25 protein-coding genes are annotated in these 26,297 nt (G+C 55.9%); 14 read left to right on the top strand and 11 right to left on the bottom strand.

Annotated features, from left to right (window positions below; all coding sequences use genetic code 11):
• Nucleotides 1-301: 301 nt before the first annotated feature.
• From ORY85_RS01935 to ORY85_RS01910, 6 genes are all read left to right on the top strand, one after another.
• On the top strand, nt 302-2,482 hold the full coding sequence (locus tag ORY85_RS01935) for a FepA family TonB-dependent siderophore receptor (protein ID WP_274572362.1): 2,181 nt from the start codon (nt 302-304) through the stop codon (nt 2,480-2,482).
• 412 nt (nt 2,483-2,894) lie between these two features.
• Nucleotides 2,895-3,620 carry a YebC/PmpR family DNA-binding transcriptional regulator gene (locus tag ORY85_RS01930; RefSeq protein ID WP_274572363.1) on the top strand — a complete coding sequence of 242 codons (726 nt, stop codon included), beginning with the start codon at nt 2,895-2,897 and terminating at the stop codon, nt 3,618-3,620.
• Between the two features lie 111 nt (nt 3,621-3,731).
• Nucleotides 3,732-3,935, top strand: a complete 204-nt coding sequence (locus ORY85_RS01925; RefSeq protein WP_274572364.1) for a dioxygenase — start codon at nt 3,732-3,734, stop codon at nt 3,933-3,935.
• A complete protein-coding gene (locus tag ORY85_RS01920) occupies nt 3,935-4,303 on the top strand; it encodes a VanZ family protein (protein ID WP_274572389.1) in 369 nt (122 codons plus the stop codon). The genes ORY85_RS01925 and ORY85_RS01920 overlap by 1 nt, the downstream gene beginning before the upstream one ends.
• Nucleotides 4,304-4,478: 175 nt before the next feature.
• Nucleotides 4,479-5,150: an alpha/beta hydrolase gene (locus ORY85_RS01915; protein ID WP_274572365.1), complete on the top strand. Its 672-nt coding sequence runs from the start codon at nt 4,479-4,481 to the stop codon at nt 5,148-5,150.
• 186 nt (nt 5,151-5,336) lie between these two features.
• Nucleotides 5,337-6,857 carry an aldehyde dehydrogenase family protein gene (locus ORY85_RS01910; protein WP_274572366.1) on the top strand — a complete coding sequence of 507 codons (1,521 nt, stop codon included), beginning with the start codon at nt 5,337-5,339 and terminating at the stop codon, nt 6,855-6,857.
• 72 nt (nt 6,858-6,929) lie between these two features.
• Here the strand turns inward: ORY85_RS01910 and ORY85_RS01905 are convergent, their stop codons facing one another.
• The gene (locus tag ORY85_RS01905; protein ID WP_274572367.1) at nt 6,930-8,564 is read right to left on the bottom strand and encodes an NAD-dependent malic enzyme; all 1,635 of its coding nucleotides are present in this window, start codon (nt 8,562-8,564) and stop codon (nt 6,930-6,932) included.
• 60 nt (nt 8,565-8,624) lie between these two features.
• Between ORY85_RS01905 and ORY85_RS01900 the strand changes: the two genes are divergently transcribed.
• Nucleotides 8,625-8,795, top strand: coding sequence for a hypothetical protein (locus ORY85_RS01900; protein WP_338578226.1), 171 nt, complete (start codon nt 8,625-8,627; stop codon nt 8,793-8,795).
• 195 nt (nt 8,796-8,990) lie between these two features.
• Complete coding sequence (locus tag ORY85_RS01895) at nt 8,991-9,377, top strand: helix-turn-helix transcriptional regulator (protein ID WP_338578224.1); 387 nt, start codon at nt 8,991-8,993, stop codon at nt 9,375-9,377.
• A gap of 44 nt (nt 9,378-9,421) precedes the next feature.
• On the opposite strand, the gene nqrF is transcribed toward ORY85_RS01895, so the two are convergent.
• The 8 genes from nqrF to ORY85_RS01855 form a co-directional block, all read right to left on the bottom strand.
• Nucleotides 9,422-10,645, bottom strand: coding sequence for an NADH:ubiquinone reductase (Na(+)-transporting) subunit F (gene nqrF, locus ORY85_RS01890; protein ID WP_274572368.1), 1,224 nt, complete (start codon nt 10,643-10,645; stop codon nt 9,422-9,424).
• A 12-nt stretch (nt 10,646-10,657) separates the two neighbouring features.
• A complete protein-coding gene (gene nqrE, locus ORY85_RS01885; protein ID WP_274572369.1) occupies nt 10,658-11,254 on the bottom strand; it encodes an NADH:ubiquinone reductase (Na(+)-transporting) subunit E in 597 nt (198 codons plus the stop codon).
• 3 nt (nt 11,255-11,257) lie between these two features.
• Nucleotides 11,258-11,884 (bottom strand): NADH:ubiquinone reductase (Na(+)-transporting) subunit D, encoded by a 627-nt coding sequence (locus ORY85_RS01880; protein WP_274572371.1) that lies wholly within the window; start codon nt 11,882-11,884, stop codon nt 11,258-11,260.
• On the bottom strand, nt 11,884-12,651 hold the full coding sequence (locus ORY85_RS01875; RefSeq protein WP_274572372.1) for a Na(+)-translocating NADH-quinone reductase subunit C: 768 nt from the start codon (nt 12,649-12,651) through the stop codon (nt 11,884-11,886). The genes ORY85_RS01880 and ORY85_RS01875 overlap by 1 nt, the downstream gene beginning before the upstream one ends.
• Nucleotides 12,644-13,876 carry an NADH:ubiquinone reductase (Na(+)-transporting) subunit B gene (locus tag ORY85_RS01870; RefSeq protein WP_274572373.1) on the bottom strand — a complete coding sequence of 411 codons (1,233 nt, stop codon included), beginning with the start codon at nt 13,874-13,876 and terminating at the stop codon, nt 12,644-12,646. The genes ORY85_RS01875 and ORY85_RS01870 overlap by 8 nt, the downstream gene beginning before the upstream one ends.
• 2 nt (nt 13,877-13,878) lie before the next feature.
• Nucleotides 13,879-15,225, bottom strand: coding sequence for a Na(+)-translocating NADH-quinone reductase subunit A (locus ORY85_RS01865; RefSeq protein ID WP_274572374.1), 1,347 nt, complete (start codon nt 15,223-15,225; stop codon nt 13,879-13,881).
• Between the two features lie 715 nt (nt 15,226-15,940).
• Nucleotides 15,941-17,350, bottom strand: a complete 1,410-nt coding sequence (gene thrC, locus ORY85_RS01860; RefSeq protein WP_274572375.1) for a threonine synthase — start codon at nt 17,348-17,350, stop codon at nt 15,941-15,943.
• An 85-nt stretch (nt 17,351-17,435) separates the two neighbouring features.
• Nucleotides 17,436-17,804: a hypothetical protein gene (locus tag ORY85_RS01855; protein WP_405030334.1), complete on the bottom strand. Its 369-nt coding sequence runs from the start codon at nt 17,802-17,804 to the stop codon at nt 17,436-17,438.
• A 117-nt stretch (nt 17,805-17,921) separates the two neighbouring features.
• Between ORY85_RS01855 and ORY85_RS01850 the strand changes: the two genes are divergently transcribed.
• Both ORY85_RS01850 and ORY85_RS01845 read left to right on the top strand, forming a co-directional pair.
• On the top strand, nt 17,922-19,232 hold the full coding sequence (locus ORY85_RS01850) for a replication-associated recombination protein A (RefSeq protein WP_274572377.1): 1,311 nt from the start codon (nt 17,922-17,924) through the stop codon (nt 19,230-19,232).
• 85 nt (nt 19,233-19,317) lie between these two features.
• A complete protein-coding gene (locus ORY85_RS01845; protein WP_274572378.1) occupies nt 19,318-20,007 on the top strand; it encodes an epoxyqueuosine reductase QueH in 690 nt (229 codons plus the stop codon).
• 311 nt (nt 20,008-20,318) lie between these two features.
• Here the strand turns inward: ORY85_RS01845 and rpe are convergent, their stop codons facing one another.
• Nucleotides 20,319-21,008: a ribulose-phosphate 3-epimerase gene (rpe, locus tag ORY85_RS01840; protein WP_274572379.1), complete on the bottom strand. Its 690-nt coding sequence runs from the start codon at nt 21,006-21,008 to the stop codon at nt 20,319-20,321.
• A gap of 168 nt (nt 21,009-21,176) precedes the next feature.
• Here rpe and ORY85_RS01835 point away from each other — a divergent pair, with 168 nt between their 5' ends.
• From ORY85_RS01835 to ORY85_RS01820, 4 genes are all read left to right on the top strand, one after another.
• The gene (locus ORY85_RS01835; RefSeq protein ID WP_274572380.1) at nt 21,177-21,602 is read left to right on the top strand and encodes a Spy/CpxP family protein refolding chaperone; all 426 of its coding nucleotides are present in this window, start codon (nt 21,177-21,179) and stop codon (nt 21,600-21,602) included.
• Between the two features lie 159 nt (nt 21,603-21,761).
• On the top strand, nt 21,762-23,405 hold the full coding sequence (locus ORY85_RS01830) for a CTP synthase (protein ID WP_274572381.1): 1,644 nt from the start codon (nt 21,762-21,764) through the stop codon (nt 23,403-23,405).
• 223 nt (nt 23,406-23,628) lie between these two features.
• A complete protein-coding gene (locus ORY85_RS01825; RefSeq protein ID WP_338578217.1) occupies nt 23,629-23,931 on the top strand; it encodes a hypothetical protein in 303 nt (100 codons plus the stop codon).
• 39 nt (nt 23,932-23,970) lie between these two features.
• The gene (locus tag ORY85_RS01820; protein ID WP_274572382.1) at nt 23,971-24,912 is read left to right on the top strand and encodes a bile acid:sodium symporter family protein; all 942 of its coding nucleotides are present in this window, start codon (nt 23,971-23,973) and stop codon (nt 24,910-24,912) included.
• A gap of 388 nt (nt 24,913-25,300) precedes the next feature.
• Here ORY85_RS01820 and ORY85_RS01815 read toward each other — a convergent pair whose 3' ends face one another.
• Nucleotides 25,301-26,284: an MDR family oxidoreductase gene (locus ORY85_RS01815; RefSeq protein WP_274572383.1), complete on the bottom strand. Its 984-nt coding sequence runs from the start codon at nt 26,282-26,284 to the stop codon at nt 25,301-25,303.
• Nucleotides 26,285-26,297 lie beyond the last annotated feature (13 nt).

Raw genomic sequence — 26,297 nt, 5'->3', positions numbered from 1 at the left:
ACAGCTTGAAGCCGCATACTGCGGATACACATCAAACTGAACAGAAATCCGCACCGTCTTTCCGCACCGGCCGCGCCGTATCCCTTTGCCTGCGTCTGTTCGGGCGCACAACATCCGCCCCTGCCCGTTCCGCCGCACCGGCACGCGCATTGTGGTAAAAACCACACTATTTTTCACATTCCGTTAACAAAAACCGTATTTTCCTTTGAATCCGGACATAAATTGTTTTAAAATTAATAAACATTATCATTATTACTACAATTTAAGTTTTCTTTCATCACTAAGGACAAGGATACGGAACATGACTGCATACCCGAAATTCATACCCGCCGCCCTGCCGCTGGCACTGGCCTCCGCTTTCGCCCTGGCCGACACCGCGCCGCAAAGTGCCGAGCTCGATACCGTTTACGTTACTGCCGAACGCCAGGTCCAGCAGCAGCTGGGTGTATCGAAAATTTCGGCCGACGACATTGCCAAAGCCCCTGTTGCCAACGATATTTCCGAACTGGTGCGCACCATGCCCGGCGTCAATCTCACCGGCAACACCGCCACCGGCCAGCGCGGCAACAAACGCCAGATCGACATCCGCGGCATGGGGCCGGAAAACACCCTGATTCTGATTGACGGCAAACCCGCCACCTCGCGCAATGCCGAACGCATCAGTATGCGCGGCGAACGCAACACGCGCGGCGATTCCAACTGGGTGCCGCCCGAAGCCATCGAATCGATTACGGTTTTACGCGGCCCCGCTGCCGCCCGCTACGGCTCCGGCGCGATGGGCGGCGTGGTCAATATCGTAACCAAACGCATCACCAACGAGCTGGAAGGCTCGGTCAATTACTACACCAACCGCCCGCAGGACAGCCAAGAGAGTGCCACCAGCCGCGCAGGCTTCTATGTCAGCGGCCCGATTGTCCGAGACAAACTCTCCTTCCGCGTGTACGGCAGCGCCAATAAAACCGACGCCGATGCCGTCGGCATCAACGCCTCTGCCGGCACGCCCAATGCCGCCGGCGTGGAAGGCGTGCGCAACCGCGACATTTCAGGCCGTCTGAACTGGCGCATCAGCCCCGAACAGGACTTGACCCTCGACAGCACGTTCAGCCGCCAAGGCAATATCTACAACGGCGATACACAAAACAGCAATACTCACCCGCTGAGCGCGGCACTTATCAACCGTCTGGCGCAATCCGGCGCGGAAACCGCCCGTCTCTACCGCTCCACTTTCGCTCTCACGCACGACGGCGCATGGGAATGGGGCGATACCAAAACCGCCGTCAGCTATGAGCGCACCAAAAACAGCCGCCTTCCCGAATATCTCGCCGGCGGCCCCGAAGGCAGCTATTCCAGCGACAGCTACACCGACAGCAAACTCGGCAACCTGCGCGTGAGCAGCGAAGCCAATATCCCGTTTACCTGGGGCGTACCCAACGTCCTGACCGTCGGCGCAGAATTTACCGCCAGCAAACTGGACGATGCCGCCTCCAACAGCCAAGGCTTTACCGACCAGCGCCGTACCGACGTTTTCCAAGGCATTTCCGCCACACGCGGCAGCAAAGCCTCGCAGCGCAACTGGGCGGTTTATGCCGAAAACAACATCAAACTGGACAGCGGCACCACCCTGACTCCCGCCCTGCGCTTCGACAACAACAGCAACAGCGGCAGCAATTGGAGCCCCAGCCTGAACTTCGCCCAAAAAATCGGCAGCAGCTGGACGGTCAAAGGCGGCATCGCCCGTGCCTACAAAGCGCCCAACCTGTATCAGAGCAACCCCGAGTTTATCCTTTACACCCGGGGCAACGGCTGTCCCATCAATGCTGCCGCCACCGTCCGCTGCTACTATCAGGGCAACAGCAGCCTGAAAGCGGAAACCAGCCTGAACAAAGAACTGGGTGTCGAATTCAACCGCAACGGCTGGCAGGCCTCCGCCACCTACTTCCACAACGCCTACCGCAACAAAATCGTCATCGGCGACATTCTGGTAGCCACCAGCAACATCGGCAACCACCTCTACCAATGGAGCAACACCCCCAAAGCCACCATCGCCGGTTTCGAAGGTAATCTGGTCGTTCCGCTGCACGACACGCTCAAATGGCGCAACAACTTTACCTACATGCAGAAATCCGAGGACTACCAAGGCAACCCACTGTCGCTGGTGCCCAAACACACCGTCAACAGCACCCTCGCCTGGACGCCGAGCGAAAAATGGTTCGCCAACCTCACCTTCACCCACTACGGCCGCCAAAAACCGCGCACCGTCGCCACCAACCGCACTGAAAACCGCAGCGGCCTGAACACCGACGAAGTCGCCAGCTACGGCCTGTGGAGTGCGAATGTCGGCTACCGCTTTACCAAAAAATCCGAAGCCGTCTTGGGCGTGAGCAACATCGCCGACAAAAAACTCTACCGTACCGGCAACGGCGCGCGCAGCTACAACCAACACGGCCGCGCGTTCTACGGCAGCCTGAAAATCGGTTTCTGACCAACACTTGGTTCTGCGCAAACAGGCCGTCTGAAAACACGCGTTGCCGTTTACGGCAACGGCCGTTTTCAGACGGCCTTATCAACAAATATACTGCAGGCTCGAAGGAATGAACAAAACTTCGCACTATCTTTAATCAGCGGCAGGAAACACTTGCCGCAGGTCGAAACTACCGTTCGGATTCAGGGTACCCAACCTACCGACCCGCCGCAAAACGGGACAGCCTGCATCTCCCTGCCGCTTTTTCCGGTTTCTCCCGATGCACTCCGACGGGCATCTCAAATATCCCGACCCTATGCCGTTTTCAGACGGCATCAACACTGCGCCAACCGCCCGACACATTTTGAAACCCCTCAGCCACTTATGCTAAAATAGCCCGTTTTTCATTCAGCCGTTAATCAAAGGACACCGCATGGCAGGCCACAGCAAATGGGCGAATATCCAGCACAAAAAAGCACGCGTTGATGCACAGCGCGGCAAAATCTTCACCAAACTCATCAAAGAAATCACCGTTGCGGCCAAACTCGGCGGCGGCGATCCTGCGGCCAACCCGCGCCTGCGTCTGGCCATGGATAAGGCTTGGGACGCGAACATGCCCAAAGACAATGTGCAGCGTGCCATCGACAAAGGTACGGGCAATCTGGAAGGTGTGGATTATGTCGAACTGCGCTACGAAGGCTACGGCATCGGCGGCGCGGCTCTGATGGTGGACTGTATGACCGACAACAAAACCCGCACCGTGGCTGATGTGCGCCATGCGTTCAACAAAAACGGCGGCAACCTCGGCACCGACGGCTGTGTCGCGTTCAACTTCGAGCATCAGGGTTATCTGGTTTACACCGATACCGATGAAGACGCGCTGATGGAAGCCGCATTGGAAGCGGGTGCGGAAGATGTGATCGTCGATGACGAGGGCATTATCGAAGTGATTACCGCCCCGGCCGACTGGGCGGGCATCAAAGCCGCGCTGGAAGCGGCAGGCTTCACATCGCAAGACGGCGATGTCACCATGCGCGCGCAAAACGAAACCGTCCTGAGCGGCGAAGATGCCGTCAAAATGCAGAAACTGTTAGACGCGCTGGAAGATTTGGACGACGTGCAGAACGTTTACACTTCCGCCGTCTTGCAGTTTGACTGATACCGCAACCGGCCTGCCGCATAGCCCATCCGCAGGCCGGGTACGTTTCCCCGACCACCCTCTTTTCAGACGGCCTAGCCCACCCTGCCGCACCGGCCGAAACCAAAACCCATGTCCGAACTGACCGAACTGATACGCTGCGAAACCGTCGGCATTGTTGAGGAAACGCTGGATTTTATGCTCAACGAATGCAGCCTCGACGAAGCCCCCGATGCCGCCCAAGTGCGCGCATGGCAGGCCGTCTTAACCGCACGCGGCGGCCGCTTCATCAGGCTGGCGGATATGTGTGCCGACTGGCTGGCGGAAAATCCGTGATGCCGCGCAACCGCTTCACCCTCTTCGCCCTCATCTGGCTGGCAGCGCTGCTCTACTCGCTGCTGCAGGAAAGCAACGGCCGCAGCCTGCCGCCGTTTCCCCATTTCGACAAAGTCATGCACGCGGCACTGTTTTTCGCCCAGTTCTGGCTCGCCGCCCGCGCCTTTCTCCACGAAAACCGCCGTCCGCCCTACCTTTTGCTCTTGGCTGCCGCCCTGATACTGGCCGCCGCCAGCGAAGCCGCACAGTTTTGGTTTACCCAAACCCGCCGTGCCGAATGGGGCGATGCCGCCGCCGATGTCTTGGGGGCCGCTGCCGCACTGTGGCTGGCCTCACGTGCCGCCGCTGCCCGCAAAGCCGATACCTGAAAACGGCATGGAATTCAGACGGCCTGACAACATTGAACTCCGCCCCATACTTCACATTATGGCCGCCCGACAGGCCGTCTGAAACCCCGCCGGACGATGCGGCTGAATACCCAAACCACCCGGCAAACTGTATCTTTCAGACGGCCTGCCGCCAACCACTCCGACTGTATCTATCATGACACATAGACTGCATATCGCCGACCGAACCGTCAGCCTCTATCTGCCCGAACAACCCCATAACCTGCCGCTGCTGCTGACCTTTCCCGACAACCGCGATCAGGCCGACGAATTGGCCGCCCTGATTGTTCCGCGCGCCGTTCTGATAACAATAGAAGAAAATAACTGGGAACACACATTCACGCCGTGGCCTGCACCGCGCGTATTCAAAAAAGCAGCCGATTTCGGCGGCGGCGCCGATGTGTTCCTCGAACAGCTGGCGGCCGATATTCTGCCCGCCGCCGAAAACGCCTTCGGCCTTCGCCCTGCCTGGCGCGGCATTTTGGGCTATTCGCTGGCCGGCCTGCTCGCAGCCTACTCCGCTTACCGACAACCGCTGTTCGAGCGCATCGCCGCCGTTTCACCGTCATTGTGGTTCGACAACTGGGCGGCCTTCGCCACCGCCACCCCCGCACAACGGCTGCCCGAATACGCCTATTTTTCCGTAGGCAGCCAAGAAAAAAACACCAAAAATCCGCGTACGGCCGCCGTCGAAACCGCCATTTCCGCCACACGGCAGCACTGGCAACAGTCGGGCGTCACAACCCACTTCGCACTCAACAGCGGCGGACACTTCGACCATGTACCTCAGCGGCTGGCCGATGCGGCAGACTGGCTACTGGCACAATAAACAGGCCGTCTGAAAAGGAAACCGGCAGCATCGGCCCCCTCATCTTTTATCCGGCAAATCGCCGCCATCAGATTTTTTGATTTTACAATTTAGAGCATGATTCCTAATATCGGAAACGGTTTGCGGCAGCCGCCGCACCATTTCCGCAAATGCCGTTTTCCATCACCGCATATGAAAGGAATCGCAATGAAATACGCCGCCCCCAACACCCCCGACAGCATCGTCCAATTCAAAGCCCGCTACGACAACTACATCAACGGTCAATGGACACCGCCCGTCGGCGGAGAATACTTCGACGACATCAGCCCCATTACCGGCAAAGCCTTTGCCCAAGTGGCGCGTTCCAAAGAAGCCGATGTGGAAAAAGCCCTCGATGCCGCCCACGCGGCCAAAGAAGCATGGGGCAAAACCAGTGTCACGGAGCGCAGCGGCATTTTATTGAAAATTGCCGACCGCATCGAAGAGAATCTGGAAAAAATCGCCGTCGCCGAAACATGGGAAAACGGCAAACCGGTACGCGAAACGCTGGCGGCCGATATTCCGCTGGCGGTGGACCATTTCCGCTATTTCGCCGGTGTCATCCGTGCGCAGGAAGGCGGTATTTCCGAGCTGGACAATGACACGGTGGCCTATCATTTCCACGAGCCGTTGGGCGTGGTCGGCCAGATTATCCCGTGGAACTTCCCGATTTTGATGGCGGCATGGAAAATCGCCCCCGCGCTGGCGGCAGGCAACTGCATCGTGCTCAAACCGGCCGAGCAGACCCCCGTTTCCATCATGTATCTCTTGGACATCATCGGCGACCTGCTGCCGCCGGGCGTACTCAACGTCATCAACGGCTTCGGTCTCGAATGCGGCAAACCGCTGGCGCAAAACCCGCGCATCGCCAAAGTGGCGTTCACCGGCGAAACCGGCACAGGCCGTCTGATTATGGGCTATGCCAGCGAAAATATTATTCCGGTTACGCTGGAGCTGGGCGGCAAAAGCCCGAGCATTTTCTTTGAAGACGTGATGGACGAAGACGATGCGTTTTTGGACAAATGTCTGGAAGGCTTTGCCATGTTCGCACTCAATCAAGGCGAAGTCTGCACCTGTCCGTCGCGCGTGCTGGTACAGGAATCGATTTACGAAAAATTCATCGAAAAAGCCGTAGCACGCGTCAAAGCCATCAAAGTCGGCGACCCCTTGGATACCGAGACCATGGTCGGCGCACAGGCCAGCGAGGAACAGTTTGAAAAAATCACCGGCTACCTGAAACTGGGTAAAGAAGAAGGTGCACAAGTGCTGGCGGGTGGCAGTGCGCGGAAAGAAGCGGGCGAAATGGCGGGCGGCTACTACATCGAACCGACCATTTTCAAAGGCAGCAACGATATGCGCATCTTCCAAGAGGAAATCTTCGGCCCCGTTGTCGCCGTTACCACCTTCAAAACCGCCGAAGAGGCACTGGCCATCGCCAACGATACCCAGTTCGGTCTCGGTGCCGCCGTGTGGAGCCGCAACATGAACACCTGCTACCGCATCGGCCGAGGCATTCAGGCCGGCCGCGTGTGGACAAACTGCTACCACCTCTACCCGGCGCACGCCGCATTCGGCGGCTATAAAAAATCCGGCATCGGCCGCGAAACGCACAAAATGATGCTCGAACATTATCAGCAGACCAAATGCCTGCTGGTGAGCTATTCGCCGGATAAACTGGGCTTTTTCTAAAATATATTGAACACTGAAACCCCGCAAAAATGCCGTCTGACCACGCCCATGCGTTTTCAGACGGCATTTTTATCAGGCGTACACTGCCTGCCACATGGCATCTTGTACGGTTTGCACCCAGTTGTCGGACTGCTTGGTGGCAACACCGTCCTGCACCGCCTGCTTGGCGACAGCGACGGCAACAGTTGCCGATGAGGCTCGCAGATTGTCCACAGGCGGCAGCAGTGATGCTCCCAAATCCTGAGGATTGACCTGACCTGCCACTGCCTCGGCAGCAGCCAGCAGCATGGCATCGGTAACATGGGCAGCCCCAGAGACAATCACACCCAAGCCAAGACCAGGATACAGCAAGGCGTTGTTGCCCTGACCGATAACATAGTCCACGCCTTGATAAGATACAGGCGGTACAGGAATCCCTGTGGCAATCAGTGCCTTGCCGTCCGACCAGCGTACCGCATCACAAGGCATGACCTCGATGCGTTCGGTCGGGTTGGACAGTGGCAATAAAATCGGACGCTCCACCCCTGCACACAGCTGCTTGACCACCTCCTCGGTAAACGCACCATGGTCGGTTGAAGTACCGATTAAGATGGTCGGCTTGACTTGCTTAATCACTTCCAGCAGCCCAATCTTGCCGCCATCACGCTGCCAAGTTGCCACCTCATCGGCACAGCGAGCGTATTCTTGCTGATAGTCAGGCAAATTGGTCATATCGTCCACCACCAAGCCGTTGATGTCAATCAGCCACACACGCCGCTTGGCTTCTTCACGGCTTAATCCGCACCGCTGCATCGCCGCACTGATTTGATCTGCCATGCCTGTGCCTGCCGTACCCGCCCCATAGACCACGAGCCGCTGCTCGGCAAAGCTCTGCTGGGTAACTTTCAGCCCCGAGATGACCGCCGCCATCACAATCGCCCCCGTTCCCTGCATATCGTCGTTAAAAATGCGGTATTGCTCACGGTTTTCCACCAAAATCCGCCGTGCATTTGACGAGCCGAAATCCTCAAAATGCAGCAAAGCATTCGGAAACAGCTCGGATGCCGTCTGCAAATACGCCTTGATAAACGCATCATAACGCTCGCCACGCACACGGGCATGACGGTTGCCAAGATAAGCAGGGTCGTTAAGCAGAGCTTCATTATCAGTGCCGACATCAAGGTTCACCGCAATCACCCGTTCTGGGTGAATACCTGCCGCTGCTGTATAAACAGCAAGTTTGCCCACCGAAATATCTGTGCCGTTTACACCCCAATCACCAATGCCCAAAATCTCTTCGGCATCAGAAACTACAATCAAATCAATATCTTGACTACCAAGCCCCAATCCCTCAAAGGCGGCACGAATATGCTCGGGGTGATTGATGTCCAAATACACCGCACGGCTGCGGCGATAATCACGCGACCATTTTTTAATCGCCTCGCCCACTGTCGGGTCATACACCACAGGCAGCATCTCGGCAAGATTATCAATCAAAAGTTTATAATAAAGCACTTCGTTGCGGTTGTGCAGCTGGTCTAAAAAGATGTATTTTTCAATATCTTTATCATAAGAGGCAAACTGCCGATACGCACGCTTTGCCTGCTCGTCCAGTGTCTCCACCGCCGCAGGCAGCCGTCCAATCAAACCATGTTTGGCACGCTCATCTAAACTAAAAGCTGTCCCTTTATTGGTCAATGGGTTAGTAATAATATCTGGCGTTTTCATAAAAAATCCTCATTTTGCCATATTAAACACCGCAACACGCTGTTCGTTCATCATTATAGCATGAATAATCAACTTTTTTGGTTGATTATGCCGTCTGAAAACCAGCACGCCGCCGCCAGCACCAGCCATTTGATAACCATTTTTTATTGCTCTGTCCAAATCATCATTTTAAGCGACAACCCACCGCAAACAGCAAAAATCCACACACCGCCCAATAACCACTTTTGCTAGGCAGCCAATAGACAAAACAATGCTTGCCCAAACCACGCCATCAAACCATCAATTACTGCTCTGTGTAAATCGCTCAACCTTTTGGATCAGCTGTCAATTCAACCAAAAAAGCGTAAATCACAACCTTTTAAGCCCTTACAATACTGCTTAAAAAGTTGATAATTAAACAAATTAAGTTGAAACACAGGAAAAAGTATGCCCATCAAGCTTCCCCACGCCGCCGAAATCAACAAACGCATCGGCAAAACCATCGCCAAATACCGCCAAAACAGCGGACTGACCCAAGAGCAGGTCGCCGAAATCCTACAAATCGGCAACGAAGCCGTCTCTCGCATGGAACGCGGCATCATCATGCCCAATGTCATGCGGCTGATGGAGCTGGCAGAGATTTTCGGTTGCACCGCCGCCGACCTCATCGCCGAAAACAGCCCCAGAAGTTTCGACCAAAGCCACCATCTGCATAAAATGATGAACGATTTGCACGAAGACGACCGCCATTTGATGCTGCATTTTGTTGAGCGGTTTTCATCACGGCTCAGGCAGCAAATGACATTCGGCCAAACAGAAAATGCCGCCATATAAAAAACCGCCTGCGGACAGACCGCAGGCGGTTTCGGTTTGCAGCATCAGCCGCCAAAATCGTCGAGCAGGATATTTTCGTCTTCCACACCCAAATCTTTCAGCATTTTGATGACCGACGCATTCATAATCGGCGGGCCGCACATATAAAATTCGCAGTCTTCCGGCGCTTCGTGGTTTTTGAGATAGTTCTCGTAAATCACATTGTGGATAAAGCCGGTGTAGCCGTCCCAATCATCACCCGGCTGTGGGTCAGACAAGGCCACATGCCATTCGAAATTGTCGTTTTCTGCGGCCAGAGTATCGAAATCTTCCACATAGAACATTTCGCGTTTCGAGCGCGCACCATACCAGAAACTGATTTTCCGTTTCGACTTCAACCGTTTGAGCTGGTCAAAAATGTGCGACCGCATCGGCGCCATACCGGCACCGCCGCCGATAAAGACCATTTCGGCATCGGTATCTTTGGCGAAAAATTCACCGAACGGGCCGGAAATGGTAACTTTATCGCCCGGTTTGAGCGACCAGATGTAAGACGACATCTGACCCGGAGCAACATCGGGATTATTCGGCGGCGGCGTAGCAATCCGCACGTTGAGCATAATGATGCCTTTTTCTTCGGGATACGAAGCCATCGAATAAGCGCGCACAATAGGCTCGTCCACTTTGGAAACATAACGCCACAGGTTGAATTTATCCCAATCTTCGTGGTACTCCTTGGGAATATCGAAGTCTTTATAGGCCACGGTGTGCGGTTCGGCTTCGATTTGGATATAGCCGCCGGCACGGAACGGCACTTCCTCACCCTCGGGAATCGCCAGTTTCAGTTCTTTAATAAATGTGGCTTTATTGTCATTGGAAATCACAGTGCATTCCCACTTCTTCACACCGAACACTTCTTCCGGCAGCTCGATATCCATATCGCCTTTGACATTTACCTGGCAAGACAGGCGGCAGCCTTCTTTGGCCTCCCGTTTGCTGATATGCGAAAGTTCGGTGGGCAGAATATCGCCGCCGCCGCTTTTGACAACGACTTTGCACTGGCCGCAGGAACCGCCGCCGCCGCAGGCGGAAGAAACAAAAATACCTTTGCTCGCCAACGCCCCGAGCAACTTGCCGCCGGCGGGCAACTGAATGGCTTTTTCCGCATCATCGTTGATATTGATGGTGATGTCGCCTGAATTGACCAGTTTGGATTTGGCAAACAGAATCATCAGTGCCAATGCCGCCAGCACCAAGGTAAACATCACAATGCCTAAAATAATTTCCATCTGTTGTCCTCCTTACAACTGAATACCCGAAAAGGACATAAAGCCCAAAGCCATCAGTCCCGCGCTGATAAAGGTAATGCCCAAACCGCGCAAGCCTTTCGGCACATCGGCATATTTCAGTTTTTCGGTAATGCCCGCCAAAGCCACAATCGCCAGCATCCAGCCCAAACCGGCACCGGTACCGTAAACAATAGACTCGGCAAAACCGTAATCGCGCTGCACCATAAACGACACGCCGCCGAAAATGGCACAGTTTACGGTAATCAGAGGCAGGAAAATCCCCAAAGCGTTGTAAAGTGCGGGAAAATATTTATCCAGAATCATTTCCAGAATCTGCACAATCGCGGCAATCACACCGATAAACGTGATAAAGCGCAGGAATGTCAGATCCACGCCCGGCACCAGCGCACCGTCTTTCAGAATCAGCGAATACACCAATTGGTTGGCCGGAACGGAAATCGCCAATACGACAGTTACGGCAATACCCAAACCGAAAGCGGTACCGATTTTCTTGGATACGGCCAAAAACGTACACATACCCAAGAAAAAGGATAAGGCCATATTTTCAATAAAAATCGATTTGATAAAAATGCTCAAATAATGTTCCATGCTTTATTTCTCCGCCTGTTCGGGTTTCCAGGTGCGCAAACCCCAAATGATAAAGCCGATGATGAAAAAAGCGCTGGGTGCCAGCAGGAACAGACCGTTTGCCTGATACCAGCCGCCGTCCTGAACGGTTTGCAGAACCGTAAAGCCGAACAGCTTGCCCGAACCCACCAACTCGCGGACGGTGGCGACGATAACCAGAATCGCACCGTAGCCCAAACCGTTACCCAGACCGTCTACAAAACTGGGCAACGGCGGCTCTTTCATGGCAAATGCTTCGGCACGCCCCATGACGATACAGTTGGTAATAATCAGGCCGACGAATACCGACAGCTGTTTCGACAGCTCATAGGCATAAGCCTGCAACACCTGATCCACCAGCGTAACCAGCGAAGCAATAATCGCCATCTGCACGATAATGCGGATACTGTTGGGGATATAGTTGCGGATCAGTGAGATAAAGAAACTGGAAAATGCCGTAACCAGACTGACGGAAATCGCCATCACCACAGCGGTTTCCAGTTTAGTGGTAACGGCCAATGCGGAACATACACCCAAAATTTGCAGCGCAATCGGATTGTTGCGGACAATCGGTGAGAACAGCAATTCCTTCAATTGTTTTTTGTCAGCCATCAGATTTCTCCTGCTTTCACTTTCGCCAGATACGGCCCGAAGCCGTTTTGACTGAACCAGTAGTCGAACGAACCCTGTACGCCTTTGGTCGTCATGGTCGCACCGGACAAACCGTCCACACCGTGTTCGGCATTGGCCGATGCACCTTTGGCAACACGGATGGCTACCTCACCCTGTTCGTTGTACAGCTTCTTGCCGACAAACTTCTGCTGCCACAGCGGATTGGCGATTTCGCCGCCCAAACCCGCCGTTTCGCCCTGCTCGTAATACGTCAGGCCGTTGAGGGTATTGCCGTCGGGTTTGACCGCCACAAAGCCGTACATAATCGACCACAGACCGCTGCCGTGCATCGGCAGGACGATTTGTTCGGTTTTGCCGCTGCTGTCTTTCACCAAATAAACTTCTGCATATTTGGCTCGGGTCTGAATACCGGCTTTATCGTTTTCCGGATCGATGCGGATACTCTGCTGCGGGTCTTTGGCTGCGGCACGGGCATCAAAATTTTCTACGCCCTCAACATATTCACCACTGGCCAAATCGACAATGCGCGGCTCGATGCGGGCGTTATAGATTTCCGGCACATTGATGCCGTCTGAAAACAGGCCGGCCGCCGCCAAGATGTTTTTCTGTTTGTCCAACAGTTTTTTCTCGTTCTGCGTCGGTTTCAGTCCTACCGCCGCACCCGCCACCACAACAGAGCACAACAGGCTGACGGCCACGACAACGGCCAAGGTACCGCCGAAACTGTCTTTGTCGAACTTAGCCATGACGGATTCTCCTACGTTTGATATTGGCACGCACCACCAGATTGTCGAAAATCGGTGCAAACACATTGGCCAGCAGAATCGCCAGCATCATGCCTTCGGGATAAGCCGGATTGACCACGCGGATCAAAACGCACATCACGCCGATAAATGCGCCGTACCACCATTTTCCGGTATTGGTAAACGAAGCTGATACGGGGTCGGTAGCCATAAAAATCATACCAATGGCAAAGCCGCCCAATACCAGATGCCAGTACCACGGCATAGCAAACATCGGATTGGTATCCGAACCGATCAGGTTAAACAGCAGCGAAGCGGCTACCATGCCGAAAAAGACACCGCCGATGATGCGCCAGGAAGCGATACGGGCAAACACGATAAACAGGCCGCCCAAAATCAGCATCAGTGTGGAAACTTCGCCGACGGATCCGGGCATATTGCCCAAAAAAGCGTCCAGCCACTGAACCGGCTCGCCGGTCAGCGTATTTTTCAGACCGGCCGCACCGCCGCCCGCCCATTGCGAGAGCGCGGTCGCACCGGAAAAGCCGTCTACCGCCGTCCACACCGCATCGCCGGAAATATTGGCCGGATAGGCGAAAAACAGGAAAGCGCGCCCGGCCAGCGCGGGGTTCATAAAGTTTTTGCCGGTACCGCCGAACACTTCCTTGGCCACAACTACACCGAATGTGATGCCCAAGGCGGCCTGCCACAACGGCAGGGTCGGCGGCACAATCAACGCAAACAGAATAGAGGTAACGAAAAAGCCTTCATTGACTTCGTGTTTGCGCACAAGTGCAAACAGCACTTCCCAAAAGCCGCCCACCACAAACACCACCGCATAAATCGGCAGAAAGAAAATAGCACCGAGCGACATTTTGCTCAGTACACCCGCACCGATACTCAAATCGATGCCCAGCCAATGAGCCAACGCATAATGCCAGTCGGCGGCGATATTCTGTTCCAGCAGGCCGAGATGATTGACGGCGGCAATTGCCTGCCCGCCTGCGTTATACATGCCGTAAAACATGGCGGGGAACAATGCCAGCCACACCAGAATCATCATCCGCTTGGAATCGATGGCATCGCGCACGTGTGCGGCTTTGCGCGTTACCTCGCCCTGCGTGTAAAACACGGTGGCCACCGCCTCATACAGCGGATACCATTTCTCGTGTTTGCCGCCGGGCATGAATTGGGGCTCGATTTTCTCGAAAAACTGTTTCAGTCCCATACTCAACCTTCTTTCTCAATCGTATCCAGTGCACGGCGCAGCAGCGAACCGTATTCGTATTTGCCCGGACACACAAAACTGCACAGAGCCAAATCTTCTTCGTCCAACTCCAGACAACCCAAAGCCTGCGCACTGTCGGTATCGCCCGAAATCAAATCGCGCAGCAGCAGCGTGGGCAGAATATCCAGCGGCATCACGCGCTCGTAGTTGCCGATCGGAACCATGGCGCGGTGGCCTCCGTTAAGCGCGGAAGTGAACGGGAAAAGTTTGCCCGCGAAATGGCCGAGTGTGGTGCGGGTAATCGTGAATTTGGCGGCGGAAGGGACAAACCAGCCCAGAAATTCTTTCGCCCGTCCCTCTTCGATGACCGACACTTGCAGATGATAACGGCCGAGATAGTCATGAGGACTGCCGGGCTGTGCAGTTGCGCCGCTCAATACCGAACCGGAAATCACGCGGTTTTCGCCGTTTTTCAGACGGCCTGCGGTAATGTCCGACACTTTGGCACCGATCAGGCTGCGTTCCAATTGCGGTTTTTCCACCTGCGGGCCGGCCAACGACACCACACGCGACGTATCCAGACTGCCGGCAGCAAACAGGCGGCCGACAGCCATCACGTCCTGATAATTGATGTGCCAAACGGTTTTCGTCAGACTGACGGGTTCGATAAAGTGGATATGCGTTCCCACCAAACCGGCAGGGTGAACACCGCCGAATTCGTGTACCGACACGCCGGCCGTCTGCGGCAGGGCAATGTCGGCACCGGCGGCTTTGCACACATGCAGCGGCACACCCAAACGGGCCAGCACCGCCACGCCGCGCGCAAAATCGTCGGCACGCTCGCGGATAACCACCACCGGGTCGGCCGCCAGCGGATTGGTATCCATCGCATTGACAAAAACGGCGGCAGGCAGGCTGTCGGCGGCAGGCACTTTGCTGAACGGGCGGGTGCGCAGTGCCGTCCACAAGCCCGACTGCAACAGGTTGCGGCGTACCGCTTCGCTGTCCAACCCAGCAATGGCGGCATCGTCATAACGCTCGAATTCGACCTCGCCGCCCGCTTCGTCCACCGCAATTACCACCGACTGCAATACACGCTTTTCACCGCGGTTGATGGCACGCACCACGCCCGCAGCCGGTGCGGTAAACACTACGCCGGGGTTTTTCTTGTCCTCAAAAAGCACCTGTCCTTTGAGTACCCTGTCGCCCTCCTGAACCTTCATGGAAGGACGCATACCCACATATTCTTCGCCGAGCACCGCCACTTCGGAAACGCGCGCTCCCGGATAAATGACCTGCTCCGGCCGCCCTGCAATCGGCAGATCCAAACCTTTTTTAATTTTAATCATGTCATTGCACTTGCTGTCAGATTAGACTACACGGCCGCCGCACCCGGTCCGCCGCACCCGATAAATCCCTGCTGCCGCAGCTCTGCCGCGCGCATCAAGCCATACTCAAACCCGTTTGGCCGAAAGCCTGACAGGAAATAAACCCGGCGATTTTACCCAAATCCGTCAATCCTTACCATGCCTTTACACGCATTTTTTACCATTTATCAGAAAAATCAAAGGAATAGAAACCGAAAATTCTACCACTGCCGGACAAAGGCCGTCTGAAATGACTCAGGCGGCCGACAGAGCCATCATGCGGCTCCTGTACCGTTTTCCATCGGCTGTCCGCGATACCGATAAATAGCGTACTTCGGCTGTCTGAATACCGGCTGCGTATATTCAGACGGCATTTTCCAAAGCAAATACGGAAACGGCTTGCCTGTCTTTTCATCATGGCAGACACACGCTTTGACTCAACCTGCACCGTTTCACAACCGTTATCCTGCCTTATCCCATCGACCGCGCATAACCCCGTTGTATCTCAGGCAGGGTTGATTCGCATGTGCCAATACCGAAACGATCGACTTGTGTCCGACGCTGCTTCCGATAAACAGAGGCCGTCTGAAAACGGAAATGCATTTTCAGACGGCCTATATTCAGACGGCCTATATTACGTATTACGAAATCAAAGGCGTTCAACAAAATTTCACAATATCTTTTATCTGTCGGCAGTTCAGGCCAAGGCGGCTCGGATGATTGCTTTTACCGCTGCGGCATCGTTCGGCACAACCTGCACCCGTTGCGGCAAATCTTCCAAACCTTCCAGCTTGGCGGGGCGCGGTACGGCCACTTCACCCACCGCTTCATGTATCGTCCCGACAAACTTGGCCGCCAATGCGGTTTCCAGGCAAATTACCGTTTCGCCCGCTTCGCGCAACTGCCGCGCCACTTTCACGCCGTCGGCGGTGTGCGGGTCAATCAGTTCGCCCTCGGTCTCATATACTGCGCGGATCACCGCCAAACGGTCGGCATGGGTGGATTTGCCGGAAACAAAGCCGTATTGGTCGCGGATTTTGTCCATCATACCGCCCAAATCGAAACCTTCGCCGCTGTCTACCTGCTGCCACAGGCCGCGCACTTTATCTCCGTCCCGATCCAACAAATCAAATACGAAACGCTCGAAATTCGAGGCTTTGGAAATATCCATAGACGGGCTGGACGTAACATAAGTTTCCGCCCCGCCGCGCGGACGGTATTCGCCGCTGCCGAAAAACTGATCAAGCACATCATTTTCATTGGTGGCCACAATCAGGCGGTGGACCGGCAAGCCCATCTGACGCGCAATATGGCCGGCACAAACATTGCCGAAGTTGCCCGAAGGCACACAGAAACTGACTTTCTGCTCGTTGCTTGTTGTCGCCTGAAAATAACCGGCGAAGTAGTAGACAATTTGCGCCAGCACGCGGCCGAAATTGATGGAATTGACCGTACCGATATGGTAGCGTGCCTTAAATCCGGCATCGTTCTGCACCGCTTTGACAATGTCCTGACAGTCGTCAAACATACCGCGAACGGCAATATTGTGGATATTTTCATCTTGCAGGCTGAACATCTGCGCACGCTGGAACGCACTCATTTTCCCTTCGGGCGAGAGCATAAACACATTCACACCCTGCTTGCCGCGCAAGGCGTATTCGGCTGCAGAACCGGTGTCGCCGCTGGTAGCCCCGATGATATTGAGCTGCCGCCCCGCTTTGGCCAGCACATATTCAAACGCATTGCCCAAAAACTGCATGGCAATATCTTTAAACGCCAGCGTGGGGCCGTTGGACAAGGCTTGGATTTTCAGGCCGTCTGACAACGTACGCACGGGAGTAACCGCATCGCTGCCGAACGCTTCGGCCGTGTAAGTGCGCCGGATGATGGCGCGCAAATCGTCGGCGGGAATATCGGTGGCAAACAGGCGCATGATCTCAAACGCCAGATCGGGATAAGACAATTCGCGCCATGCGTAGAGTGTGGCCGCATCAATGCGCGGATAGCTTTCGGGCAGCATCAGGCCGCCGTCGGGTGCCAGACCCATCAATAAGACTTCGCTGAACGGCAGAGGCGGCGTTTGGCCGCGGGTGCTGATGTAGTTCATAGGTCAAACCGCAAATTTCCAAGAATCAATCGGACATTTTCAGACGGCCCCGACGCACCGATGCCGTCTGAAAACGGTGTACCGTTTATTTGTATAGACGCTTCACACAGGCAGTAACGGTTTTGGCCGTTACACCGGCAATCACCTGCGAACGGGTCGCCGGATTGACTGCCTGAACCACTTCCTGTGCCGTCAGTTGGTTGGGCACTTCTTCGCTGGCACAGCCGCAGATTTTGTTTTCCCACTCCTGCTGTTTTTCCGCCGTCATCGCCAAAGCAATCAAACGCCATTCGTTGCGGCTGTTCAATTCAGTGCGGCACTGATTGTCCACCGCCATTTTTACCAGCGAAGAACCCATGCCCGCCGCGCTGCCCGTATCCAGACCGCCGCCCGCGCAACCGGCCAATAACGCCACCGCCGCAGCGGCTCCGAACCATACTTTTTTCATTTGCATCTTCTCTCATCAAAAAATAACCCGCACCGCAGACAGCGGCCGGACAAAGCGCCGTTATTGTACCGCAAACTGCCGTCCCGCTGCGTTATAATTGCTCTTTTTTCAGACGGCCGCTTCATGAACGACTTATTTGCCCGCCAACCCGATGCCCCGCTGGCCGAACGCCTGCGCCCGCAATCGCTTGACGACGTTATCGGCCAGCGGCACTTAATCAGTGCAGGCAAACCGCTGCGCACGGCGGTGGAAAGCGGCAAGCCGCATTCCATGCTGCTGTGGGGGCCGCCGGGCGTGGGCAAAACCACCTTGGCACGTATCTTGGCGCAGAGTTTCCACACCCAGTTTCTGCCCGTATCGGCCGTGTTTTCGGGCGTAAAAGAAATCCGCGAAGCCATTGCCAAAGCCGAAACCGCCTTACAGCAGGGGCGCGCGACCATTCTGTTTGTCGACGAAGTCCACCGCTTCAACAAAGCCCAACAGGACGCATTTCTGCCGCACGTGGAAAGCGGCCTGCTGACCTTTATCGGCGCCACCACCGAAAACCCGTCGTTCGAAGTCAATCCCGCCCTGCTCAGCCGCGCGCAGGTTTATGTGTTGCAGGCCTTAACCGAACCGGATTTGCAGGCACTGACGGATAAAGCTCTGGCGCTGCCCGAATATCAAGGTTTCGGCATCGACAGCGAAGCACGCGGACTGCTGATTCAGACGGCCGACGGCGATGCGCGCCGTCTGCTGAATCTGTTGGAACAGTTGCTGCGCGCCGCCGCCACGCGCGGCATTGCCGAACTCGATGCCGCCTTTTTGGCCGACAGCCTCGGCAGCCAGATCCGCCGTTTCGACAAGGGCGGCGAAAGTTTCTACAACCAGATTTCCGCCCTGCACAAATCCGTACGCGGTTCACACCCAAATGCCGCACTGTACTGGTTCTGCCGCATGCTCGACGGCGGGGCCGACCCGCGCTATCTCGCCCGCCGCATCGTGCGCATGGCGTGGGAAGACATCGGCCTGGCCGACCCGCGCGCACTCACCATTGCCAACGAAGCCGCACAAACCTTCGAGCGGCTCGGCTCGCCCGAAGGCGAACTCGCGCTGGCACAGGCCGTACTCTATCTGGCCGCCGCCGCCAAATCCAACGCGGGCTACAACGCCTACAACCAAATGCGCGATTTTGTCAGACAACACGGCAGCGACGAAGTCCCCGTCCACCTGCGCAACGCCCCCACCAAAATGATGAAAGAGCTGGGCTACGGCCGCGAATACCGCTACGCCCACAACGAACCGCACGCCTACGCAGCAGGCGAAACCTATATGCCCGACGGCCTGCCCGAACCCGACTTTTACCGCCCCGTACCACGCGGACTGGAAATCAAAATCGGCGAAAAACTGGCATGGCTCAAACAGCTGGACGACGAAGCCGCAACAAACAGATGAGCCGCAAGGCGCATTCTGCTACAATCGCCGCTTTCAGACGGCCTTTGCCGTTTCCCATAGCAAAACAACACCATAAAACCGAACCATGAAACCCGAAACACCGCACACAGCCGAAGTTACCCCCATCGACCGCCCCATCCTCACTCCGCCGAACGGCCACAAAAAAGTGCTGCTGCACTCCTGCTGCGCCCCCTGCTCGGGCGAAGTGATGGAAGCCATGCTCGCCTCCGGCATCGACTACACCATCTTCTTTTACAACCCCAATATCCACCCGAAAAAAGAATACGAAATCCGCAAAAACGAAAACATCGCCTTTGCCGAAAAACACGGCATTCCCTTTATCGATGCCGACTACGATGTCGATAACTGGTTCGAACGCGCCAAAGGCATGGAAATGGACCCCGAACGCGGCCGCCGCTGCACCATGTGTTTCGACATGCGCTTCGAGCGCGCCGCCCTCTATGCCCACGAACACGGCTTTCCCGTGCTCACCAGCTCGCTGGGCATCTCGCGCTGGAAAAACATGAACCAGATCAACGACTGCGGCCACCGCGCCGCCGCCCCGTACGACGATGTGGTGTATTGGGACTTCAACTGGCGCAAAGGCGGCGGCAGCGCGCGCATGATCGAAATCAGCAAACGCGAACATTTCTACCAACAGGAATACTGCGGCTGCGCCTACTCCCTGCGCGACACCAACCACCACCGCAAATCGCAAGGCCGTCCGCCGATTAAAATCGGTGTGAAATATTACGGCGACGAAGAAAACGGATAAACCCGAAACAGCCGGTTGTCGGATTCGAGAATCCGACCTACTACAATCCGAGAATCCGAACCACTGCAAACCGTAGGTCGGATATTTATATCCGACAACACCCGACTATCCTCAAAACAAATGCTGCTAAAAACCCCTCTGCTGTTATCCCCTGCATAAAAGGCCGTCTGAAACAGCCACAAACCCGCCCTTAACCGACTATTTTCAGACGGCCTCCGTACCGGCAGTCAAACCAACTGAACCCCAAGCAGAAAAACAAAAATGCCGGAATGATTTCCGGCATGTGTTCTATGCAAAGCAAAACCCGTTTCTCAACCGGCCCGCGGCACTTCGGCCAAACGGCGGCGCATCCCGCCGATGGCCTGCGCATAATCGTCCGCGCCGAAAACCGCCGATCCGGCCACAAACGTATCGGCACCGGCCGCCGCCACATCGGCAATATTGTCCGCATTGATGCCGCCGTCCACTTCCAAAGCGATGCGCCGCCCGTTCTGCGCCTGATACCGGTCGAGCAGCGCACGGGTTTGACGGATTTTTTCCAAAGTATGCGGGATAAAACGCTGGCCGCCGAATCCGGGATTGACCGACATCAGCAGCACCATATCCAAACGGTCGAGCACATGGCCGATGATTTCCGGCGGCGTGGCTGGGTTGAGCACCAGCCCCGCCTGACAGCCCTGATCGCGGATTAAGGCCAAACTGCGGTCGATATGGCGGCTGGCTTCGGGGTGGAAGGTGATGATGTCGGCACCGGCTTTGGCAAACGACACAATCAAATCGTCCACCGGCTCCACCATCAGATGTACGTCCACAGGCACGGCGGCATAGGGCTTGATGGCGGCGCACACCATCGGCCCGAAAGTCAAATTCGGCACATAATGGTTGTCCATCACATCAAAATGAATCAAATCGGCACCTGCCGCCGCCACGGCGGACACCTCCTCCCCCAAACGGGCACAATCGGCAGCCAAAATACTCGGCGCAATACGGTAAAGATTCATACGGCCTCCCGGGCTCACGGAACACTCCGCCGCAATCTACCACAAACCCGCCCGCTGCCGCACACTGCGCCATTTTGCTTTACAAAGGTTTACAGATAAAATACTGCGCTTGGCAGAAGTTCAATTTAATATCCGAAAATTTGCAGGGAATCCGTTTAGGGGTCGCGCGTGCATTTCTTACTCTCTTCTTACCGAATCTTTCTGGCTGCGGCCTTGTCATTCGGCGCGCTGGCAGGCTGGCCCAAACCGGCACAGGCAGCCGAACCGCTCGGCATCTCGCCCAACTGCGATTTCCGCCAGCTCAAACTCAGCCGGAGCCAGCAGAACGAATTGCGCAAAATCCGCAGCGAATACCGGGTTGCAGTCGACAATGCCACCCGCCAAAACGCGCGCAACACCCAATCCCGCCGCAACAATCTGATGCGCATTCTCAACAGCCCCGAATTTGAAGAAAGTCTCGTCCGCCGCTATCTGGCCGAACGTTACAGCAACAATATCCAGTTCGATTTAATCGAATTGGGTCTCCAACACCAATTTTTCCAAATGCTCAACAGCCACCAGAAGAAAATCTGGCTGGAAAACTGCGTCCGCTGACCCCTTCCTTTCCGAATCGGGCCGTCTGAAAACAGATACCGCCGGTTTCACAATCCCCCCGTTTTCCGTTTTCAGACGGCCTTTCCGCCCCTGCCGTACAGTTGCAGAAACCCCGTGCTTTGGCTAAAATTAGCGATTCCAACTGATGAGCCGAACATCATGACCAAATTCATTTTCGTAACCGGCGGCGTTGTGTCTTCTCTGGGTAAAGGCATCGCCGCCGCTTCCATTGCCGCCATTCTGGAATCGCGCGGCCTGAACGTGACCATGCTCAAACTCGACCCCTATATCAACGTTGACCCGGGTACCATGAGTCCGTTCCAGCACGGCGAAGTGTTTGTGACCGACGACGGCGCGGAAACCGATCTGGACTTGGGCCACTACGAACGCTTTATCAATGCCACACTGAGCCGCCGCAACAGTTTCAGCGCGGGGCAGGTCTATGAAAATGTGATTGCCAAAGAGCGGCGCGGCGACTATCTGGGCGGCACGGTTCAGGTTATCCCCCACATCACCGACGAAATCAAACGCCGTATCCACGAGGGCGCGGCAGGATCCGATGTAGCGATTGTCGAAATCGGCGGCACTGTGGGCGACATCGAATCGCTGCCGTTTCTCGAAGCCATACGCCAGATGCGCAGCCAGCTGGGACGCAGCAACACCCTGTTTGCCCATTTGAGCTATGTACCCTACATTGCTGCGGCCGGCGAAATCAAAACCAAACCCACCCAGCATTCCGTCAAAGAAATGCGCAGCATCGGTATTCAGCCCGATATTCTGATCTGCCGCATGGACCGTCCGATGCCGGAAGACGAACGGCGAAAAATCGCCCTCTTCTGCAATGTGGAAGAGCGCGCCGTGGTCGGCAGCTACGATGCCGAAAGCATTTACGAAATCCCCGAAATGCTGCATCACCAGGGCATCGACACCATCATCACCGAACAGCTCCAACTCAATGTGCGCCAGGCAGATCTGACCGAATGGAAAAAAATCGTTTATGCGGTTAAAAACCCGAAATATACGGTCAAAATCGGTATGGTCGGCAAATATGTCGATCTGACCGAATCCTACAAATCGCTTACCGAAGCCCTGCGCCACGCCGGTATCCGCAACGACACCCAGGTCGATATTACCTATATCGACAGCGAAGCGATTGAAAAAAACGGCGGCGATGTCTCTGTGTTGGCCGGTATGGACGCGGTGTTGGTGCCGGGCGGTTTCGGCGTGCGCGGCGTGGAAGGCAAAATCGCGGCCGTGCGCTATGCGCGCGAAAACAAAGTCCCCTATCTGGGCATTTGTCTGGGTATGCAGATTGCGCTGATTGAATACGCACGCGACAAAGCCGGTCTCAACGAAGCCAATTCCACCGAGTTCGACCTGAAAACCCCGCACCCCGTCGTCGGCCTGATCGACGAATGGCAGACGGCAGACGGCAGCGTGGAAAAACGCGATGCCGGTGCAGACTTGGGCGGTACCATGCGCTTGGGTGCACAGGCAGTCGAACTGAAAGCCGGTTCGCTGGCAGCCGCCATCTACGGCAGCACCGAAATCCGCGAACGCCACCGCCACCGCTACGAAGTCAATAACCATTACCTGCCACAACTCGAACAGGCCGGTCTGGTTATCGGCGGCGTGTCTGCCGGACAGGAGCGTCTGGTGGAAACCGTCGAACTGCCCGCCGAAGTGCACCCGTGGTTCTTCGCCTGCCAGTTCCACCCCGAATTCACCTCCACCCCGCGCAACGGCCACCCGCTGTTCAGCGCATTTATCAAAGCCGCACTGGAAAAGCAGAAAAACGGCTGAGGCCGTCTGAAAACGTTCCCTGCCGGTTCGGGTAACAAATGCTTCATCTCAAAAAAGAGACGGTTTCCGTCTCTTTTTCCCGTCCGTACAGGCATCAACCGCCGCTTCCCGTTCCACCACCGCATCACCGCTTGCGGCGGCTTTTCTTCCGTTGAAGAAAATTCAAGTGTACCGGCAGCAGCAAACTGTTAAGATGCCGTTTTTTCCATCAACCCGAACCGCCATGTCCCTGACCGAACAAAAAATATCCGACCCCGCCTATGCCGAATTGATTGCGGGACAGCGGCCGAAATTGAGTGATGCCGAAAACGCGCTGCTCGATGAAATCTTGGCCGCTTTCTCTTTCGATGCCGTACAGGCGCAGGCCTTGGCGCAAGCCGTTTTACAGCAGGTGCGCTTTGATCCGGACGCACTGCACACCGAAGATTTCGACGACGAAGACACCACCGGCGTTTGCGAACACTGCCTCAACCCGCCCGTCCCGCCGCTGCGCGACTATATGATGTGGCGGCAGAAACGCGGCTGAACTTTCTTTTTCTCTGAAAACCTGCACAGGCCGACCACCATGAACGCCATCGCCCGATTGAGCCGCTTTATCGGCAACACCTTTGCCCTGTGGGCTTTCATCTTTGCCCTGACTGCCTATCTCGCACCTGCCGCTTTCCAATGGGTTTTGCCCCATATCCCTTGGCTGCTGGGCGTGATTATGTTCGGCATGGGACTGACGCTTTCGCCCGCCGACTTTAACATCATCAGCCGCCGGCCCAAAGCCGTCATCATCGGCGTGGCCGCCCAATTTGTGATTATGCCGCTGACCGCCTATGCTCTGGCCGTCCTGTTCCGCCTGCCGCCCGAAATCGCCGTCGGTGTGATTCTCGTCGGCTCCTGCCCGGGCGGCACGGCCTCCAATGTCATCACCTATCTGGCACGCGGCAATGTGGCCTTGTCGGTGGCCGTTACCTCCGTCTCCACCCTGCTCGCGCCCGTGCTCACACCGGCCGTTTTCTACCTGCTGGCCAATCAATGGCTGGATATTCCGGCTTCGGCCATGTTTTGGTCGATTGTCAAAATGGTTTTGCTGCCGATTCTGCTCGGTGTGGCCGCGCATACCTTTTTCCGCAGACAGACCGAAGCCGCCGAAAACATCCTGCCTTTGGTTTCCGTAACAGCCATCGTACTGATTATCGGCGCGGTGGTGGGTGCGAGCAAAGGCAGAATCGCCGAAAGCGGCCTGATGATTTTCGGCGTGGTGGTGCTGCACAACCTCATCGGCTGCCTGATCGGCTTTCTGACCGCCAAACTGTTCAAACTGACCTATGACGCACAAAAAACGCTGGCTATCGAAGTCGGTATGCAGAATTCCGGCTTGGGCGCGGCCTTGGCCGCCGCGTATTTCACACCGCTGGCCGCCGTTCCCGGCGCCGTTTTCAGCGTCTGGCACAATATTTCCGGATCGCTGCTTGCTTCCTACTGGTCTGCCAAAGCAGAAAAAGAAAAAACGGATTAAACCGTTTAATCTTTTGACGCACAGCAAAAGGCCGTCTGAAAGTCAATATGCCGGATATCAATATCCGACCTACTTTCAGACGGCCTTTCATGACGCGTACCCTATATCCGCCGCCATGCCGCCGCAAATAGGCCGTGGGCCGGATATTCGTATCCGCCCCAAACCCATGCCGATGCGATTCAACGTCGGATTCAAGAATCCGACCTACATAGAAAAACGCAGGCTGGATATTCACGGCATATCGCAAATGAAAACGTCATCAATGTAATGTGTCAGATTTTGAAATCCCTCCACCGCCTTTAAACCCTCAAAGACATCAAACTCAAAAGGCCGTCTGAAAACGCTTCCAGCTGTTTTCAGACGGCCTTGAATGCTGCGGTCAAGAATATCACCCCATATCCACCACCACACGCCCCTGCAAACGCCCCGCCATCATCGCTTCGGCGGCAGGCAATACTTCATCCGGCGCAATCGTGCGTGCCGCTTGGCCCAGCACGGGCGATCCGCCCAAGCATTGTGCCAGCATCTGCCACGCCTGCTCGCGCACCTGCAGCGGCCGCATCACGCTGTCGATACCGGCCAGCTGCACACCGCGCAGGATAAACGGCGCAACGGTCGCGGGAAAATCCATGCCCTGCGCCAATCCGCAGGCAGCCACCGTACCGCCGTAACGGGTGGCCGCGCAGATATTGGCCAGCGTATGGCTGCCCAAACTGTCGATACCGCCCGCCCAACGCTCGCCGGACAAAGGCTTGCCCGCCTGCGCATATTCGGCTGCGTCCATCACATCCGCCGCACCCAATACCCGGCACAGATAATCGGTTTCCTGCGTGCGGCGGGTCAGTGCAACGCTCCGATAACCCAAGGCCGCCAACAGCGCCAGTGCAAAACCGCCCACGCCGCCGTTGGCACCGCTCACCACAATCTCTCCATCCTGCGGCCGCACACCGTTGCGCTGCAATGCACCGACAGCCAGTGCGGCGGTATAACCGGCCGTACCCAATGCCATTGTATCGCGCAGATTCAGACCTCCGGGCTTCTTCACCAGCCATGCGGCAGGCACCCGCGCGCGTGCAGCCAAACCGCCCCAATAACGCTCGCCCGCACCCCAGCCGTTCAAAATCACTTCATCGCCGGGTGCAAAACGGCCGCTGCTGTCGGCCAGCACCTCTCCTGCAAAATCAATGCCCGCCACCAGCGGAAACGTACGCACCACCGGCCCTTTTCCGGTCAGTGCCAGCGCATCTTTATAGTTGAGCGACGAATAGCGGACACGCACGTCCACCTCCCCCTCGGGCAAATCACTTTCCGCCAGCTGCGTCCATGCGGCACGGTAATCGGGATCGCGGGTAATCATCAAAGCCGGAAACATCGTTTTTCCTTTC

The organism is Neisseria leonii, from assembly GCF_028776105.2.
GTDB classification, from domain to species: Bacteria; Pseudomonadota; Gammaproteobacteria; order Burkholderiales; family Neisseriaceae; genus Neisseria; species Neisseria leonii.
Note: the sequence above shows the minus strand (reverse complement) of the source record. Positions and strands in the feature narration are given on the sequence as shown.